Here is an 18,021-nt window from a genome sequence, read left to right as displayed (position 1 = left end):
TTATAATTTATTCTTTATTTTGATTTGTTTCAGGAGCTATATAAGGCTTTTCTTTTTTCCCAAAAAGAGAAACATTTACATAACGTGTAGGGTGTAATCTTAAATCTTGTAATAATAATTCAAGTTCTTTAGAAGCTTTAGTGAAATTGGTATACATAGCTTCATCATTCATTAATTTACCCATTGTACCTTTGCCACTTTCAATACCTGACATAATTTTATCTACGCTAGCTAAAGTCTTCTCTAAATTTTTAACCGTTTGACCTAAATTGGCTTTAGCCAACGAATCTGACATTACAGCAAAATTTGATGTTGTTTTATCTAAGTTAGCAAAAGAATTATTCAACTTGGATTTATTTTCAGTTAATAACGAATTTAAATTTTTAGAAATACCTGTAAATTCTGCCATAGATCTATTTAATTCTGAAATACTATTCTTAAGATTTGATTTTGTTTTTTGATCCAAAATCTCATTAAAATTAGCAAACAAAATAGTAGCATTATCTAATAACTTATCTATCTTATCTTTTAACGGAACCATTTGTTCAGCTAAAGCATCAGTAAGACCTAATTTTGATCTTGATTGAAGAAACTCACCAGATTCAATAATACTATTGTCTTCATCATTAGGAATAATAATAATCTCTTTTCCTCCAAGAGGTGAAGAACCTGAAAGTTCAGCTATACTAGATTTAGAAATTGGGTAATCAGAAGTAATTGCTAACTCTACTTGTACTTTTTTATTTTCTAAAAAATGATACGAATTAACTCTTCCAACATTAACTCCTTTAAGTTTTACGAGAGATGATGGCTCTAAACCTTCAACTGAATCATAAATAACATATAATTTTTTACTAGAATCGAATAGATTTCTACCTTTTAAAAAACTATACCCCCAAATAAAGAGTAAGATTGAGGAAATAACTAAAATGGCGGTTTTAATTTCTTTGGTCAGTTTCAAAATAAATTATTTTTAACAAAAATAAAACTTTATTTTATTTAATAGCATCAGATAAGTTAATTTTTACTCCATCTTTATAAGCAACAATAAAAGCCGATTCAAAACCTTTACTTTTAGCTTCAGTTAATTTATTTTGTGCATTTTCATAAGTGTCCTCAGAACCAAAAAGATACTTGTAAATTTTGCCAGATTGCTCAACATGTACTCCATTTAATCCTTTAAAATTTGAAGCAGATGTCGTAATTTTTGAACCACTAGCTGATAATTGTACTTTAAATTGAATTCCTTTTTTTGAATTATCAATTATTGCTTCTACAGCACTTTCTGTTACTGTAGCAACTTCTTCTGTTTTAATAGGTTCCACTTTTGAAGTTAAGCTACTTGATTTAAAATATTGCTTTTTATAAGACAAAATAGCATCTGCAATTGCTTTAGCCATTTCATTTTGACCTTTTTCAGTATTTAAATATTCCCCTTCTACTTTATTAGATAAAAAACCAATTTCAATAAGTACGCCAGGCATATAAGAAGCATCTAAAACCCATAATGGGGCTTGCTTAACTCCTCTACTCTTCTTACTTAATCCATTTTTAAAGTTTTCTTCAACAAATGCAGCTAATTCTATACTTTGATTTAAATATTCTTCTTGTAAAATTTTTAAACCTATTAAAGATTCAGGTCTATTAGGATCAAAACCTTTATAATTTTCTTTATAGTCATCTTCTAATAAAATAACGGAATTTTCATTTTTTGCTACATCTAAATTCGTAGCACTTCTACTTAAACCCATAACAAAAGTTTCTGTACCAAATGCAGAATAATTTTTAGCTGCATTACAATGTATTGAAACGAATAAATTAGCATCTTCTTTATTCGCTCTAATTGCTCTATCTTTTAATTCCACAAAAACATCAGTTCTTCGAGAATAGAAAAAATCAAAGTCACTATCCTTACTCAAATACTCTCCTACTTTTAAGGTAACAGCAAGCGCTATCTTCTTTTCTACAAAACCATGATGAACATTTCCATAATCTTTTCCTCCATGACCTGCATCTAAAACAACTTTAAATTTTGGTTTAGATTGAGAAAATGAAAGCAAGGTGTTAAAAAACAAAACAATGATTATTAACACTTTAAGATCGTTTTTTATTTGAGGTATATAGCAGGTTTTATTCAGCATAGTTATAATTTTATTAAAAGCTTATTTTTACAAAAAAATATATGTAAGTTTGACACTTCAAAAAGTAAGCCAAATTTTTACAAAAATACTATTATTAGCGTTGTATACAAAGTTATTTCATATCGTTTTTTTAGCAATTTTTCTAACAATTGGAAATAATGCCCTATATTCTCAAGAAATAAAACCTAAAAAATCTTTTAAAAAAGAAAAAAAGGTTCTTTCTACCAATGAAAATGAAGCTTCAATAAAAATTGATTCTACAAAAGCAGACGAAATTACTTCAACTGAAACAATAGAAGTTAATTTGAAAAAAGACGACACCATAAAGAAGAAATCTGTTCTTGAAGGTATTGTTACAAGAAAGGCAAAAGATTATGAAAAAGCCAATCAAAAGACAAAAGAACTTACTCTCTACAACGAAGCTGAATTATATTACACAGATATTGAATTAAAAGCAGGAATTATTGTTTTAAATTATGAGAAAAACGAAGTTTATGCTGGACGAATAAAAGATAGTTTAGGAAATTACACTCAATATCCTGTTTTTAAACAAGGAAGCAATATTATTGAACCCGATTCCATTCGTTTTAATTTCAAAACAAAAAAAGCATTAGTTTGGAATTCTAGAACAAAGCAAGGAGAAATGAACATAAAAGCAGAAGTTTCTAAAAGAGAAAATGACTCTGTATATTTCCTTAAAAATGCTAGAATTACCACTTCAAAAAATATTGATGATCCAGAGTACTATTTCTTAGTGCGAAAAGTAAAATTTGTACCAGGTAAAAAAGTGGTAGCAGGCTTAACCAATTTAGTTATTGTTGATGTTCCAACGCCAATTGGGTTACCTTTTGCCTATTTCCCAATGACTGATGAAAGCACTTCAGGCTTTATTGTTCCAACACCAGGACAATCCAATCAGCAAGGGTATTTTTTACAAAATGGAGGGTATTACTTTGCTTTAAGTGATTATTATGATCTTGCTGTTTTAGGAGATTATTATACCAATGGTAGTTATGGATTACGATTTGAAAGTAATTATGCTAAAAGATATAAGTTTAATGGTAGAATGAATTTCAGATTTGAAAACAATATTCAAAGTGAAAAAGGATTACCTGATTATGTAAAATCTAGACAATATAATATTCAATGGTCACATAGTCAAGATGCAAAAGCTGCTGCTAATTCACGTTTTTCAGCTTCCGTAAACTTAGGAAGTAGTCAATATTTTAGGCAATCAGTAAATTTAGCAAATATAGGTTCTGGATTAAACAACAATTTAAGTTCTTCTGTTTCTTATTCCAAAACCTTTCAAACGGTTCCACAAGTTAACTTTTCTTTATCTGCTACTCATAATCAAAATACAAACACCGAAATTATCAATATGACTTTACCAACATTACAAGCTAGTGTTGATCGTATTTTTCCATTTGCGCCTAAAGATGGAGCTAAAAAAGGTTTTATTAAAAATATTAACTTTCAATATAATCTAAGAGGAGAAAATAGAATTGCAACAGCTGATTCTTTATTTTTCAAACCTCAAATGTTCAGAGATGCTAAAACAGGATTCCAACATTCAATTCCTATTAGTACCAACTTTAAAATTTTTAAATATTTTAGTGTTACCACAGGAGCAAGTTACAATGAAGTTTGGGCCTTGAATACTATTGAGAAATCATTTAGTACAGTTGAAAATAAGGTTTTGACTGAAGATGTTAAAGGTTTTGATGCTTTTAGAACCTATAATTTTAATGCAAGTATTGGAACAACTGTATATGGAACTTTTGATTTTGGTGAAGATAAGAAATTTCAAGCTTTAAGACATGTAATGCGTCCTAGTGTTTCTTATGGTTACACACCTAGTTTTGAGCAATATTATGACACTTATGCAATTGATGCAACAGGAAACACTTATCAAGAATATACACGTTTCGAAGGAGGTCTTTTTGGTGCTCCAGGAAGAAGTTATTCAAATAATCTAGGGTTTTCTTTAAGTAACACTTTTGAAGCCAAAGTAAGAGATGATGAAAGTACCAAAGGAGAGCCTAAAAAAGTAATGCTTTTAAATAATTTAAACTTCTCTGCTAGTTATAATTTAGCTGCAGATTCATTAGCGTGGTCTCCTATGCGTGTTAGTGGTGGAACACAATTATTTAAACAAAAAATGAATCTTAATTTTGGAACTACTTTAGATCCTTATGCTATTGATAATTCTGGAAGAAGAATTGAAAAATACAATATTGATAATGGTGGGAGTTTATTTAGAATGACAAGTGCCAATATGACTATAAATTATGGATTTTCTAGTTCAGATGGAGATAAAAAAGATGATTCATCTAGTCAAACTGAACAAAATGGAGGTCGTCAAGATGATTTATTTGGTACAGGTACCAATCTAAATGATAATAGGCAAAGTCTTTTTAATGACGATGATAAAGACAAAGAAGAAAAGAAAAATGACGAATGGTATAATACCAAATTACCATGGGATTTAAGACTAGCATATTCAGTAACATACAATAATAGTAATCGTCAAAATGAGATAGCTTCACATTCTTTAATGGTTTCTGGTAATATAGAAATGGCACCTCGATGGAAAGTAGGTGTTTCTTCAGGTTATGATTTCAAACAAAAAGGTGTAACATTTACACAGTTACGTTTTGAAAGAGATTTAGAAAGTTGGAGAATGAGTTTTAACTGGGTTCCATTTGGAGATAATACTTATTGGGGCTTTTTCATAGGAATTAGCTCATCTATCTTAAGCGATATTAAATGGGAGAAAAATCAATTACCTGATCGTGTTTTTAGGTAATTAAAATTGATAAAAGTTAGATATAAAAAAATAAGACATGAAAAAAATAATTTTTACTGATAAAGCTCCAGCACCAATTGGACCATACAATCAGGCTATTTTAGTTGGTAATACCTTATATACTTCAGGACAAATTGCTATTAATCCAGCAAATAATGAATTAGTTTTAACAAATATTGAAACAGAAACTAAACAAGTAATGGAAAACATGAAAGCTGTTCTTGAAGCTGCTGGAATGACTTTTGAAGATGTTATAAAATCGAGTATTTTTATTAGTGATATGAATGATTTTGCTAAGATTAATTCGGTTTACGGAAGTTATTTTGATGAGAAAAATGCACCAGCAAGAGAAACTGTTCAGGTGGCTTGCTTGCCCAAAAATGTAAACGTAGAAATTTCAATGATTGCAATTAAATAAAGATATAAGACTATTTTTATCATATAAGAATCTCATATTACTATGAGATTCTTATATTTTAATAACTTATTTTTTTAATAAAAGAAAGAATATATGATAGCAATTACCAATTTTGATTTCCTTGTTGGAAAATGGTCAGTACTTAATAAAAGATTAAAAGAACGTTTAAAAGGTTGTAACGAATGGATTGAGTTTACTGCTGAAATGGAAACTAAAAAAATATTAAACGGCTTAATAGTCATGGACGAAATGAAATCAACACATTTTGGAGATGAATTCATTGGATTAAGTATTCGAATGTTAAATCCTAAAAAAAATGAATGGAAAATTTATTGGGCTGATACTGCTAATCCAGAAGCAATGTTAAAAGAACAAGTAATTGGAAAATTTGAAAATGGCATTGGTGAATTCCTTGGAAAAGAGATTTATGAAGGCAAAGAAGTTGATTTAAAATTTACTTGGAAAAAAAAAGATATAAATACTGCTCAATGGGAACAAGCCTATTATGACAAAATAAATGAAAAGTGGGAAACAAATTGGATAATGCTTTTTACTTCAATTAAATAAACTATAAAAATCTAATGAATGATTTTTTGTAATTTTTGTAATAATATATGAAAACATTAAAAACAATTTTATTCTATTTTACATATACTATTATAAGTATTTCACTTTGTATGCTTTATAAATATTTAGAATTAGGAATGAGGAAACCTAATTCTCCTTTCGTAAATTGGATCTATGATTATATTATCATTTCATTTGGAATAATTTTAGGATTGATTTCTGTAGGACTATTTTTTATTATTAATCATTTTGGAATAAAAAATAAGATAAAGGAATCATGGAAATTAGTAATTATCCAATTAATTGTACTTGCTGTTATTTCTTTCCTAGTCAACAAAATTCATTATATATTAGAATTCAATTTAGATGTTATTTAAAAATAAAAATCCCAAGTTTTCACTTGGGACTCTTAAAAATATATAACTGTTTTTTATTATTAAGACAAAGCTGCTTTCACTTGGTCAGCTGCTTCTTGGAATTGAACAGCAGATAAAATTGGCATACCAGAATTATCGATTAATTCTTTTGCAATTTCTGCATTTGTTCCTTGTAAACGAACAATAATTGGCACTTTAATTGCATCACCCATATTTTTATAGGCATCTACAACACCTTGTGCTACTCTATCACAACGAACAATTCCACCAAAAATATTAATTAAAATAGCTTTTACGTTTGGATCTTTTAAAATAATACGGAAAGCTGTTTCAACACGTTTTGCATCCGCAGTTCCACCTACATCTAAGAAATTAGCTGGTTCAAAACCTGCATATTTAATTAAATCCATAGTTGCCATTGCTAAACCAGCTCCGTTAACCATACATCCTACAGTTCCATCAAGATCAACATAATTTAATCCTACTTCTTTAGCTTCAACTTCAATTGGATTTTCCTCACGAACATCACGCAAATCAGCTAAATCTTTATGACGAAATAATGCGTTATCATCTAAATCAACTTTTGCATCAACAGCAATAATTTTATCGTCTGATGTTTTTAATACTGGATTAATTTCAAACATTGAAGCGTCTGAACCAATATAAGCTTTATATAATGAATCTACGAATTTCACCATTTCTTTAAAAGCATTCCCTGATAAACCTAAATTAAAAGCAATTCTTCTTGCTTGAAATCCTTGTAAACCAACAGCTGGATCAATTTCTTCGGTAAAAATTAAATGAGGTGTGTGTTCTGCAACTTCTTCAATATCCATTCCACCTTCTGTAGAATACATAATCATATTTCTACCTTTACCTCTATTTAATAATACAGACATATAAAACTCAGAAGTTTCACTTTCACCTGGATAGTATACATCCTCAGCAACTAAAACTTTATGAACTCTTTTACCTGTTGGAGGTGTTTGAGGTGTAATTAAATCCATACCAATAATTTGACCTGCAATTTCTGCTACTTGATCTAAATTTTTAGCTAGTTTAACTCCTCCTCCTTTTCCACGACCACCAGCGTGAATTTGAGCTTTAATAACATGCCAACCCGTTCCAGTTTCAGCAGTTAATTGTTTTGCTTTAGCTACAGCTTCTTCAGCGTTATTGGCAACATGACCACGTTGAATACGCACTCCATAGCTAGCTAATATTTCTTTACCTTGATATTCGTGTAAATTCATAATATAATAGGTTATTTCTTTTTAAAAAGTGCCACAAAAATAGGAAACTAATTTTTAATTGGCTAACATTTTTAAGGATAATTTGGAAAACATAAAACCAAAAAAAAGTTTTACAAACTTACTTGTTGTTATATTTATAACTAAATGTTATTTTTTGTTTAATAAAAATACTTTTACAAGTAGATAACAAGAAAAGTTTTTAATTTGCAAAAAAATACAGAAGATGAAAAGTCAAGATTTATTACACCTTGTTGAAGAATTTGGTTCTCCACTATATGTATATGATGCAGAAAGAATTGAAACTCAATACAAAAGATTAACAAATGCTTTTTCAAAAGTAGAGCAGTTTAAGATACACTATGCTGTTAAGGCATTATCTAATATTTCAATATTAAAAGTGCTAAAAAAATTAGGTTCTGGTTTAGATACAGTTTCTATTGAAGAAGTGTTATTAGGTTTACATGCAGGTTTTGAACCCAAAGAAATTATGTATACACCAAATGGAGTTTCATTAGAAGAAATTGAGAAAGTAGCAGAAATGGGTGTTCAAATTAATATTGACAACTTGTCCTTCTTAGAGCAATTTGGTACAAAGCATCCAGATATTCCTGTTTGTGTAAGAATAAATCCTCATGTTATGGCTGGTGGGAATGCAAATATTTCTGTAGGTCATATTGATAGTAAATTTGGAATTTCAATTCATCAATTACCTCATTTATTACGTATTATTGAAAACACAAAAATGAATATCAATGGAATTCACATGCATACTGGTTCTGATATTCTAGATGTAGATGTTTTTCTTTATGCAGCTGAAATTTTATTTGAGACTGCTAAAAACTTTAAAAATCTTGAATTTATAGATTTTGGAAGTGGTTTTAAGGTCCCTTACAAAAAAGACGATATTGAAACTAATGTTGAAGAATTTGGCAAAAAACTAACCAAACGTTTTTTAGCTTTCGAAAAAGAATATGGAAGACCATTAACATTAGCCTTTGAACCTGGCAAATTTTTAGTAAGTGAAGCTGGTTTTTTTCTTGCAAAAGTAAATGTAGTAAAACAAACTACCTCTACTGTTTTTGCAGGTATAGACAGTGGTTTTAATCATTTAATTAGACCCATGTTATATGGTTCTCAACACTACATTGAGAATATATCTAATCCAAAAGGGAAAGAACGTTATTACTCTGTTGTAGGTTACATTTGTGAAACAGATACATTTGCTAACAACAGGAGAATCTCAGAAATTCATGAAGGAGATATACTTTGCTTTAGAAATGCTGGTGCATACTGTTTTTCTATGGCTTCTAATTATAATTCTAGAGTAAAACCAGCAGAAGTACTTTGGTTAAATGGAAAAGGCTATTTAATAAGACAAAGAGAAAGTTTCGAAGATATTATTCGCAATCAAGTTGAAATTGATATATTAAATGAAACAGTTTTAGCATAAACAGAAAAGCTTCTCTAACGAGAAGCTTTTTTTATGGAATCGATTTTGAACTTTAAAAGATCAATATCTTTTATATAGTTAATTTTATTCTCTTTCTGTTCTATTTTTTTAAGTAACTTAGAATAATAAAAAATAGCACTATCTTTTTCTTTTTTTGAATTAAAACAACTACCAATTTCATACAAATTATCAGATAAAGATGATACTTTGTAATAATAAATAGCAGAATCAAACATTTTTAAATTTTCAAAACACAATGCTATATTTCGATTATTATTCATTTTTGTACCCAAATACTCTGAATAAGGTGTATCTATTATTTTATACAATTGTAATGCTTCATGAAATTTTTGTTGATTATATAATGCAAGTGCTTTGTATTCAAGAAAAACAGTTTCTTTTTTATATTTCTTATGAAGCTTATCTGCAAATAATTCTGCTTGTATAGGATTAATTTCAAGTAAGCTATCTAGTTTAAAAGTATAAATATCAATTTTCTGTTGATATAAAACTAAAGGATCATATTCAATATTATGGTCATTATCTATTTTAAAAAAACTTGATTTAAATTCTCTTGCAAAAATCCCAATCCCTAAAAAAAATGCACCAACAATATTTAAAGTGATATATATTAAAAAAACTAAAGCAATTATTTTAAAAATTTTAACCTTCATTTAAAAAAACAAAATATAGATTACATTAAATATGAAAAAAATTATACCTACATATAGAATATTCTTACCATGCTTTCTATCTGACTCAATATATTCATAAACTCTTTCCCCATTAGGCAATGTTTTCATTTGTGTTAATAATACATAGCCTATAATAAACCCTAAAAGACCACCTAACATAGCAATAATATAACCCACAATAATCCAACTTCTAGCACTTTTTTCAGGTTTCTTTAATTGAGAAAGTCTATCTTTTTGAGTTTTTTCAATATCTTCACTAGTAATTTCAACACCTCTATTTTTTAATAAATTAATAGCTAAGAGATAGTCAATTTCATTCCACTCATCTTTTTTCTGAATGACTTCAATTAATTCATTATTTGAAAAGGAAAATAAATAATAATCTTCTGGTAAAGTTTTTATATATTCTTTAGAATCATTCAATAAAATTTCATCCGCCTTTTTAAAATCTTTCTGCTCAATTTTAATTTCAAAATCATTTAATATAGTACTACTAAAATTTGAATCTAATGATGCTTTATTCTCAATATATTCATTCGCTAAAGCATGCTTAGTTAAAAGATTAGTGATATACTTTGCTTGTTCACTAGTTGGATATTTTTTATAGGTTACAAATGAACTGCTCATTCCATTATTTCTTCTAATACTTTTGCATCAGTACCATTTGGTAAAGTGATTTTTAATTTTAAAGCTACTGTTGGTGCAATTTGTGAAATTTCCTTCTTATTGTATGATGCTCCATGTTTTATTTTCCAACCATAAAATAACAATGGAACATGAGTATCATAAGTATAAGGAGAACCATGAGTTGTTCCAGTTGCTCCATATTCTAAATAACCTGGTTTTTCTAAAATAACTAATTCACCATTTTGAATTGGATCATAACCATTAGCTATAAAATTTAAGTACATATCATTTCCGGAAGCTCCTAAAATTTCAGAATCGCTATACACTCTTCTAACAAAATTTTGTTTGTAAATAAATGTCTTGAATGCATTTTTTATTTCTTCTAAATCTAAATTACTAGCTTCTATTACTTCTTTATTGAAAAACACATTTGAATTTGAATAATTTAAAACAACATTTTGTCCATATTTTTCTTTAGAGAAAACTTCTAAGTCATTGATAAATTGTTTAGTGTTTATTTGATCTACATTATATTTATTATCCTTTAAATAAGTCACATTTTCTGCACCGGCATGATCAGCTGTAAGAAATAATAAATAATTATTTTTACCAATATTTTTATCTAAATAAGCTAAAAATTCTCCAATAGTTTCATCTAATCTTAAATAAGTGTCTTGCAATTCTATAGCACGAGGTCCTAATACATGACCAATATAATCTGTAGAAGAGAAACTAACTGTTAAGAAATCAGTTATATTGTCTTTTCCTAAACTTTCTTTTTCAATAGCTTTCATTGCAAAATCAACTATCAAATTATTTCCAAAAGGAGTAGAGCGCAATACACCAGCATCATTATTCTCATACATTTCTTTCATATTATAAGGAAAGAATGGTATTTTTTTGTACAATTTGCCTTCATAAGGATTATTATCATTCAAACTTTCATTATAAACTTCTTTTGGCTTAAATAATTCCCATTTTTTATTTAAATATTTTTCATAATGCTTTTCATCATTAAATTGTAAAACCCAATCTGGTAATTTATCCCCATAATATGTACTAGAAACAAAAGAACCTGTTTTACTATACCAAAAAGCCCAATTTGCAAAATGGCCTACAGGTAAAATAGCTCCTCTATCTTTTAAACTAATACCTATTACTTTTCCTTGAAAGTTTGTAGCAAGTTTCAACTCGTCTGTAATGGTTGTGCTTAATAGATTTTTAGGAGACATTTTTCCTTCATAATCGGTTCCATTACCTAAGGTTGTTACCGAATTATCATCAGTACAATACATTTCTTTTCCTGTAGACTTATTAAACCAATTATTACCCACAATACCATGTACACTAGGTGTTGTTCCTGTAAAAATAGAGGCATGACCTGGACCAGTATATGTAGGCATATAATTAAAATGCATATTATGAAATGTATAACCTTCCTTCATTAAACGCTTAAATCCATTTTCTGAAAAATCGTTAGAAAATCGATATAGATACTCCATTTTCATTTGATCTACCACAATACCAATTACTAATTTTGGTTTATCTTGTGCATTTAAAAAGGAAATGAAAATTAAAGCGAAAAGTATAGAAAACTTTTTCATGGTTTTTTTATATAATTTTGAATTCTAAAAATGATTTGGATTAACTTTTAAAGATTATTTTACTATTTCAAAAATATCGTAGCAAAAAATATAATCTTCATTATAAACATATAATTGGGTTTTATTTTTAAGATCTTTTCTTACTATAAATGATATTTTCAAAGGATAACCATCAATATTTTTACATAAATAAGAGTTAATTTCATCCACTTTAGTAACTTCTTTAGGAAGATATTCCACTATTGAATAATATTGGATAACATTAGAATAAATAATAATTTTATTTTTATCATAGTCTAATTTTACAATGGCTTTTGCTTGTTCTGGAGTACTCCACTTTCCCCACTCTCCTTTTCTGTTTTTTTGTAAAACAGATAGCGTAGTCGTTTGAAATTGGAATTGTTGGGCATTTGCTATACCTACAGTAAGAAAAGTAAATAGAGCAATATATTTAAATAGTTTCATAAAATATTAAAAAACAAAATTATGTATTTCTTCCTTTGCATTATGAAATTCATCCATAATAGTATCAATAATAGTTTGAACGGGTAAAATATCATGAATTAGACCTGCAATTTGACCAATTTCTAATTCACCATTTTCTAAATCTCCTTCAAACATACCTTTTTTTGCTCTTGCTCTACCTAAATGTGATTTCAAATCATCAATTGTAGGGCATTTAGCATATAACTCTTGCAACTCGTTATAAAATTTATTTTTTATTAAGCGTACAGGAGCTAATTCTTTTAATGTTAAAATGGTATCGCCTTCATTTGTTTCGACTATAGTCTTTTTGAAATTGTCATGAGAACTAGATTCAGTAGAAGCTGCAAAACGGCTTCCCATTTGAACACCATCTGCACCTAATACCATTGCTGCAAGCATTCCTCTTCCTGTTGCAATACCACCAGCTGCAATTAATGGAATAGTAATATTTTCTCTTACCATTGGAATTAACGTTAATGTTGTTGTTTCTTCTCTTCCATTATGACCACCAGCTTCAAAACCTTCAGCAACAACAGCATCAACACCTGCTTCTTGTGCTTTTAGCGCAAATTTTGAACTACTAACCACATGAACTACTATAATGCCTTTTTCCTTTAAAAAAGAAGTCCAAGTTTTAGGATTTCCAGCCGAGGTGAATACTATTTTAACTCCTTCCTCAACTATAATTTTCATAATCTCTTCAATATTTGGATATAACATAGGTACATTAATTCCAAAAGGTTTATCTGTCGCTTTTTTACATTTTTGAATATGTTCTCTTAACACATCTGGATACATAGAACCTGCTCCAATTAATCCTAAACCTCCTGCATTACTAACAGCACTAGCTAATTTATAACCGCTATTCCAAATCATTCCACCTTGAATAATAGGATATTTTATATTAAAAAGTTGGGTAATTCTATTCATTACTGTTTGATTAATTTTCCTTGCAAGTTAGCATTATTAGCAGAAAAATCATACATATATATACCTGGAGATAGAGATTCTAAAGAAATACTTTGTTGGCTATTTGAAACAGCAACCTGTAAAACTCTCTGTCCCAAGTTATTATACAAATTAAATTCCCCGTTAGTATTATTATTTAATTTTATGAACAATTTCTCACTAACAGGATTAGGATATATTGTTATTTCAGTATTAAAAGATTCTATGTTTAAAGCGTTATTTAGAGCCAATTGAAAATCAGGAACACCATAACCTTTTAGATTATCTGGATTTAAATACTGATCTGCAGATTGTCTTACATATTGAATTACTTCACTAGCTGTTAAATTTGGTAACGCAGACCAAAATGAAGCAACCATACCTGCAAGAATTGGACTAGAAAATGAAGTACCATTAGCAGTAGTAATTGTGCCTGTTGTACTACTAACAGTTGCATTTTGTCCTTTAGCACAAACATCTGGTTTAACTCTTCCATCAAAAGAAGGACCGATAGAACTAAAACTTGCATAAGCTTCTGTGCTTGTAACTGCACCTACTGTTAAAATATTATCTGCATCGGCAGGAATACTAATATGATTTTCAGAAGCGCTACCATCATTTCCAGCACTCACCACACAAACGATTCCTTTAGAAGATGCTATTGAAGCTCCTCTAGAAGCAAAACCTATTTGTCCGTTTCTTTGTGAATAAGAATAACTGTAAGATGTATTATCATAATCTGTATAACCTAAAGATGAATTAATTATATCTACACCTAGACTATCAGCCATTTCTAATGCTTCTACCCAATAAGATTCTTCAACAGGATTTTCAGAATTAGTATCTTCAGTAATAAACAAATAATACTCAGCATCTGGAGCAGTTCCAACTAGTTGTCCATCTGCAAAACCACCCATAGTAGAAAGTACATTTGTACCATGAGAGTTTCTAGTATAAAAATTAGTATTTCTATCTGGAAAATTATAGCCTCCTAAAATTAAATTATTATCTCTCAATCTTTGAAAAGGTGTTGCTGTATTTACTCCTGGAAATCCTGCATCCAGAATAGCAATTATTTTCCCTTGTCCAGTATAATCTTGTTGATGTAATAAATGTCCATTTAACATTTGAATTTGGTTATTTGAATTTCCATAATTAAAATTAGCCATAATTTCAAAGGCTTCTTCATTTTTATTAGAATTTGAATAACTTCCATTTCTAGGAGTAGAATTTAAACTATGATTTGCAAATTGCACATAATCTACAAAACTTAAAACTTCTAATGCCTGAATATTAGTTTGAGAACCTCTAATATGTAAAGCATTCAACCACTTTGATTTGGCCATTATAGTTATTCCTGTGGCTGAAGCAACTTGATTAATATAAGTTTGAGAAATAGGAATATCTTTTATATCCAAAGTAATATTTTGAGTGGTTCTTCTGTCTAAAGCTCTTTGTGATAACATTTCCAGTGGATTATTTGTATAATAAACTTCATCAGGTTTATCAGTAAAATAAACCCAAGCGTCTTCTTGACCAAAAGAACATAAAGTTAATAGCAAGAACAAAAGAGTACCTATTTTTTTCATAATTAAGATATTTTGCTTTCAAATATATGAAATTCTAAACGCTAGATTATTAAATTACAGTGAAATATAAAAAAACACCATAAGCCATTAATAACAGAATACCTTCTTTTAAGCTTAAACTATTTCTTTTTGGCAAAATTACCATTGGTAACAAAATAAAAGCAAAACCCAGCATCCAATAAATGTCCTGTTCAATAATTCTAACATCTACTTTTTCTATTGGTTTTATAATGGCAGTAATTCCTAATACACTTAGAATATTAAAAATATTAGAACCAATAATATTACCAATTGAAATATCATTTTCTTTTTTAATAGCTGCAATGATTGATGAAGCTAATTCTGGTATACTAGTTCCTATTGAAACTACTGTAATAGCAATAACACGTTTACTAACACCTACACTTTCTGCTAAATTTACTGCTCCTTTAACTAATAATTCTGAACCACCCCATAATGCAACACCTCCAATTAATAAAAAACCGAAAATTTTTAAAAAAGACATATTTTCATCAGTTGTTACATCAATATCAACTTGTACCTTTTTATTATTACGAATTAAAATAATTAAAAAAACAACTAAAACAGCCATAAAAATAATCCCATCTATTCGAGTTAAGCCACCGTCAATGACTAGAAATACAAATAATAAAGTTGAAGCAATCATTTTTGTTGGCCAATCTGTAATATAAAAACTTTTATCTACTTGGATAGCATTAATTAGTAAAACAATACCTAGAACTAAACCTATGTTTCCAATATTTGATCCTATAACATTTCCAAGTGCAATATCAGGAAAACCATCTAAAGCTGCCTTTACGCTAACTATCATTTCGGGTGCTGAAGTGGCAAAAGAAACAACTGTTAATCCAACAATAATTTTTGAAATATTAAGTCTTAATGAAAGTCCTACTGATGATTTTAATAACCAATTTCCTCCCACTACTAATAATACTAGTCCAATAACAATAAATAATATATCCATAAAATAATTAAGAAATTACTCCACTACCTAATACTTCATCATTTTTGTGCCAAGCGACAAATTGACCTTCAGTAATAGCCGATTGCGGTTCATTGAATACAACATACATCCCATTTTTAAATTGGTGCAAAGTTGCTTTTTGCAAAGGTTGTCGATAACGAATGCGTGCCATCACTTCCATTGTTTCATTTGGTTGTAAAGTTAAATCTTCACGTATCCAATGAATTTCGTCTTTTTTAATAAACAAAGCTTTTTTAAATAATCCAGGATGATTAGCACCTTGACCTGTGTAAATGATATTCTTTTCAACATCGGTTTCAATTACATACAAGCCTTCTTTTGTTCCACCAACATTTAATCCTTTTCGTTGTCCTTTTGTAAAATAATGAGCTCCTTGATGTTTTCCAACAGTCCTTCCTATTTCATTTGAATAATCTCTATTTCTTGATTCAAAAGCAAAAATCTCTTCTTCTGAAGAAAATTGTGGAGTTTCTAAATTAAAAATTGTCGCTTCTTCTGGCACTTCTATAATAATACCTTCTTTTGGTTGTAATTGTTGTTGTAAAAAATCAGGTAAACGCACTTTACCGATAAAGCACAAGCCTTGAGAATCTTTCTTTTCTGCTGTTATTAAATCTAATTTAGCTGCAATTTCTCTTACCTCTGGCTTTGTTAATTCTCCTATTGGAAACAAGGCTTTTGATAATTGTTCTTGAGATAATTGACATAGAAAGTAAGATTGATCCTTATTATCATCTTTTCCAGCTAATAATTGGTATATTTCTTTTCCATCTTGTTCAATGATGCCTTTTCTACAATAATGACCTGTTGCTACATAATCAGCACCAAGTGACATCGCAATTTTCATAAAAACATCAAATTTTATCTCTCTATTACATAAAACATCTGGATTAGGAGTGCGTCCTTGTTCATATTCTTTAAACATATAATCAACAATTTTCTCCTTATATTCTTCTGATAAATCTACTGTTTGAAATGGTATTCCTAGTTTTTCAGCTACTAAAAGTGCATCATTACTGTCTTCTAACCAAGGACATTCATTTGATATAGTTACAGAATCATCATGCCAATTTTTCATAAAAAGACCTATAACCTCATATCCTTGTTCTTGCAATAAATAAGCGGCAACACTAGAGTCTACTCCTCCAGAAAGTCCTACTACTACTCTTTTCATTTTCTAAAAATATTAATTTTCGTTTTTAGATTTTAATTTGGTTGGAACCAATTTTCCTTCTTTATCTTTTTCTAATTTAAAAGTCTTTCTGGTTTCTCTTGAAACTTTTTCTTTAGAAATTAATTTTCCGTTTTCATAGGTTTCCCAATAACCCCATTTTCTATCATTCTTATATTGCCCTTTTACATTGATGTTCCCTTTCCCATCATAATATAAAGCAGGACCATCTAATTTACCTTTCTTATAATTTATCTCTTCTAATAGGGTTTCATTCTCTGCATATTTTTTATATACACCATCAATTTTTCCATTCAAATAATTAGATTCTTCAGCTAGAGAACCGTCTTTATAAAAGACTTTCTTTATTCCATTAAGTTTTCCTTGCTTATAATTTTCAAGAGACATTACTTGATCACTTTCAAAATGATAATATTTCCATTCACCTTGAGGCAATTTATTCATTAACAAGCCCTCACTTACTTTATTCCCTTTTTGATTGTAAAAAATTGCATAACATGAACCATCCCCTTTAGAGAAATCTCTAGTAGCTATTACTGTTCCTGCTTTAGTATCATCAAAATATTTAAAAATCCCAGTTTCTTTACCATGATTAAAATTGCCTTCATATCTTGGTCTTTTTGATGCTTCGTAAACTCCTTTCCAAATACCATGTCGTTCCCCATTTCCATCAAACTGATTACTATTACTTTGAGAGAAAATTGTTAAACAATTTAGAATAACAAATAGAATTGTTAAGTGTGGTTTTATTAACATTTGTTTTATATTTTTTACTTATTTATAAAAATTTTATAATCAATCAGTTGAACAATAACAAATACAACGTTAAACTTTGCTTTTTTTAATTTTTTCGCGTTTA

The 18,021-nt window shown here is 28.7% G+C and carries 17 protein-coding genes; 5 read left to right on the top strand and 12 right to left on the bottom strand.

Going from position 1 to position 18,021, the window contains the following annotated elements; translation table 11 throughout:
* Positions 1 to 7: 7 nt before the first annotated feature.
* Positions 8 to 961: an MlaD family protein gene (locus ACULEV_RS06940; protein WP_445457945.1), complete on the bottom strand. Its 954-nt coding sequence runs from the start codon at positions 959 to 961 to the stop codon at positions 8 to 10.
* Positions 962 to 995: 34 nt separating this feature from the next.
* Complete coding sequence (locus ACULEV_RS06935; RefSeq protein ID WP_445457944.1) at positions 996 to 2,141, bottom strand: N-acetylmuramoyl-L-alanine amidase family protein; 1,146 nt, start codon at positions 2,139 to 2,141, stop codon at positions 996 to 998.
* A gap of 49 nt (positions 2,142 to 2,190) precedes the next feature.
* Between ACULEV_RS06935 and ACULEV_RS06930 the strand changes: the two genes are divergently transcribed.
* The 4 genes from ACULEV_RS06930 (at position 2,191) to ACULEV_RS06915 (ending at position 6,312) form a co-directional block, all read left to right on the top strand.
* Positions 2,191 to 4,950, top strand: a complete 2,760-nt coding sequence (locus ACULEV_RS06930) for a putative LPS assembly protein LptD (protein WP_445457943.1) — start codon at positions 2,191 to 2,193, stop codon at positions 4,948 to 4,950.
* 37 nt (positions 4,951 to 4,987) lie between these two features.
* Entirely contained in the window at positions 4,988 to 5,368 is a 381-nt protein-coding gene (locus tag ACULEV_RS06925; RefSeq protein WP_445457942.1) for a RidA family protein, read from the top strand.
* A gap of 93 nt (positions 5,369 to 5,461) precedes the next feature.
* Positions 5,462 to 5,935 (top strand): hypothetical protein, encoded by a 474-nt coding sequence (locus ACULEV_RS06920; RefSeq protein ID WP_445457941.1) that lies wholly within the window; start codon positions 5,462 to 5,464, stop codon positions 5,933 to 5,935.
* A 47-nt stretch (positions 5,936 to 5,982) separates the two neighbouring features.
* A complete protein-coding gene (locus tag ACULEV_RS06915; protein ID WP_445457940.1) occupies positions 5,983 to 6,312 on the top strand; it encodes a hypothetical protein in 330 nt (109 codons plus the stop codon).
* 59 nt (positions 6,313 to 6,371) lie between these two features.
* On the opposite strand, the gene sucC is transcribed toward ACULEV_RS06915, so the two are convergent.
* Positions 6,372 to 7,565: an ADP-forming succinate--CoA ligase subunit beta gene (gene sucC / locus ACULEV_RS06910; protein WP_445457939.1), complete on the bottom strand. Its 1,194-nt coding sequence runs from the start codon at positions 7,563 to 7,565 to the stop codon at positions 6,372 to 6,374.
* Positions 7,566 to 7,788: 223 nt separating this feature from the next.
* Here sucC and lysA point away from each other — a divergent pair, with 223 nt between their 5' ends.
* A complete protein-coding gene (gene lysA, locus ACULEV_RS06905; protein ID WP_445457938.1) occupies positions 7,789 to 9,015 on the top strand; it encodes a diaminopimelate decarboxylase in 1,227 nt (408 codons plus the stop codon).
* 14 nt (positions 9,016 to 9,029) lie between these two features.
* Here lysA and ACULEV_RS06900 read toward each other — a convergent pair whose 3' ends face one another.
* The 9 genes from ACULEV_RS06900 to ACULEV_RS06860 are packed head-to-tail and all read right to left on the bottom strand — an operon-like array spanning position 9,030 to position 17,918.
* Positions 9,030 to 9,689, bottom strand: coding sequence for a tetratricopeptide repeat protein (locus tag ACULEV_RS06900; protein ID WP_445457937.1), 660 nt, complete (start codon positions 9,687 to 9,689; stop codon positions 9,030 to 9,032).
* The gene (locus ACULEV_RS06895; protein ID WP_445457936.1) at positions 9,690 to 10,337 is read right to left on the bottom strand and encodes a hypothetical protein; all 648 of its coding nucleotides are present in this window, start codon (positions 10,335 to 10,337) and stop codon (positions 9,690 to 9,692) included.
* Positions 10,334 to 11,941, bottom strand: coding sequence for an alkaline phosphatase PafA (pafA, locus tag ACULEV_RS06890; protein ID WP_445457935.1), 1,608 nt, complete (start codon positions 11,939 to 11,941; stop codon positions 10,334 to 10,336). The genes ACULEV_RS06895 and pafA overlap by 4 nt, the downstream gene beginning before the upstream one ends.
* 54 nt (positions 11,942 to 11,995) lie before the next feature.
* Complete coding sequence (locus ACULEV_RS06885) at positions 11,996 to 12,406, bottom strand: hypothetical protein (protein ID WP_445457934.1); 411 nt, start codon at positions 12,404 to 12,406, stop codon at positions 11,996 to 11,998.
* Between the two features lie 6 nt (positions 12,407 to 12,412).
* Entirely contained in the window at positions 12,413 to 13,357 is a 945-nt protein-coding gene (locus ACULEV_RS06880) for an NAD(P)H-dependent flavin oxidoreductase (protein WP_445457933.1), read from the bottom strand.
* The gene (locus ACULEV_RS06875) at positions 13,357 to 14,964 is read right to left on the bottom strand and encodes a S8 family serine peptidase (protein WP_445457932.1); all 1,608 of its coding nucleotides are present in this window, start codon (positions 14,962 to 14,964) and stop codon (positions 13,357 to 13,359) included. The genes ACULEV_RS06880 and ACULEV_RS06875 overlap by 1 nt, the downstream gene beginning before the upstream one ends.
* Positions 14,965 to 15,013: 49 nt before the next feature.
* Complete coding sequence (locus ACULEV_RS06870) at positions 15,014 to 15,949, bottom strand: calcium/sodium antiporter (RefSeq protein WP_445457931.1); 936 nt, start codon at positions 15,947 to 15,949, stop codon at positions 15,014 to 15,016.
* Positions 15,950 to 15,956: 7 nt separating this feature from the next.
* Complete coding sequence (gene mnmA / locus ACULEV_RS06865) at positions 15,957 to 17,144, bottom strand: tRNA 2-thiouridine(34) synthase MnmA (RefSeq protein ID WP_445457930.1); 1,188 nt, start codon at positions 17,142 to 17,144, stop codon at positions 15,957 to 15,959.
* A gap of 12 nt (positions 17,145 to 17,156) precedes the next feature.
* Complete coding sequence (locus ACULEV_RS06860) at positions 17,157 to 17,918, bottom strand: toxin-antitoxin system YwqK family antitoxin (protein ID WP_445457929.1); 762 nt, start codon at positions 17,916 to 17,918, stop codon at positions 17,157 to 17,159.
* Positions 17,919 to 18,021: the final 103 nt, after the last annotated feature.

The sequence above is a fragment of the Flavobacterium sp. HNIBRBA15423 genome (assembly GCF_052655965.1).
Note: the sequence above shows the minus strand (reverse complement) of the source record. Positions and strands in the feature narration are given on the sequence as shown.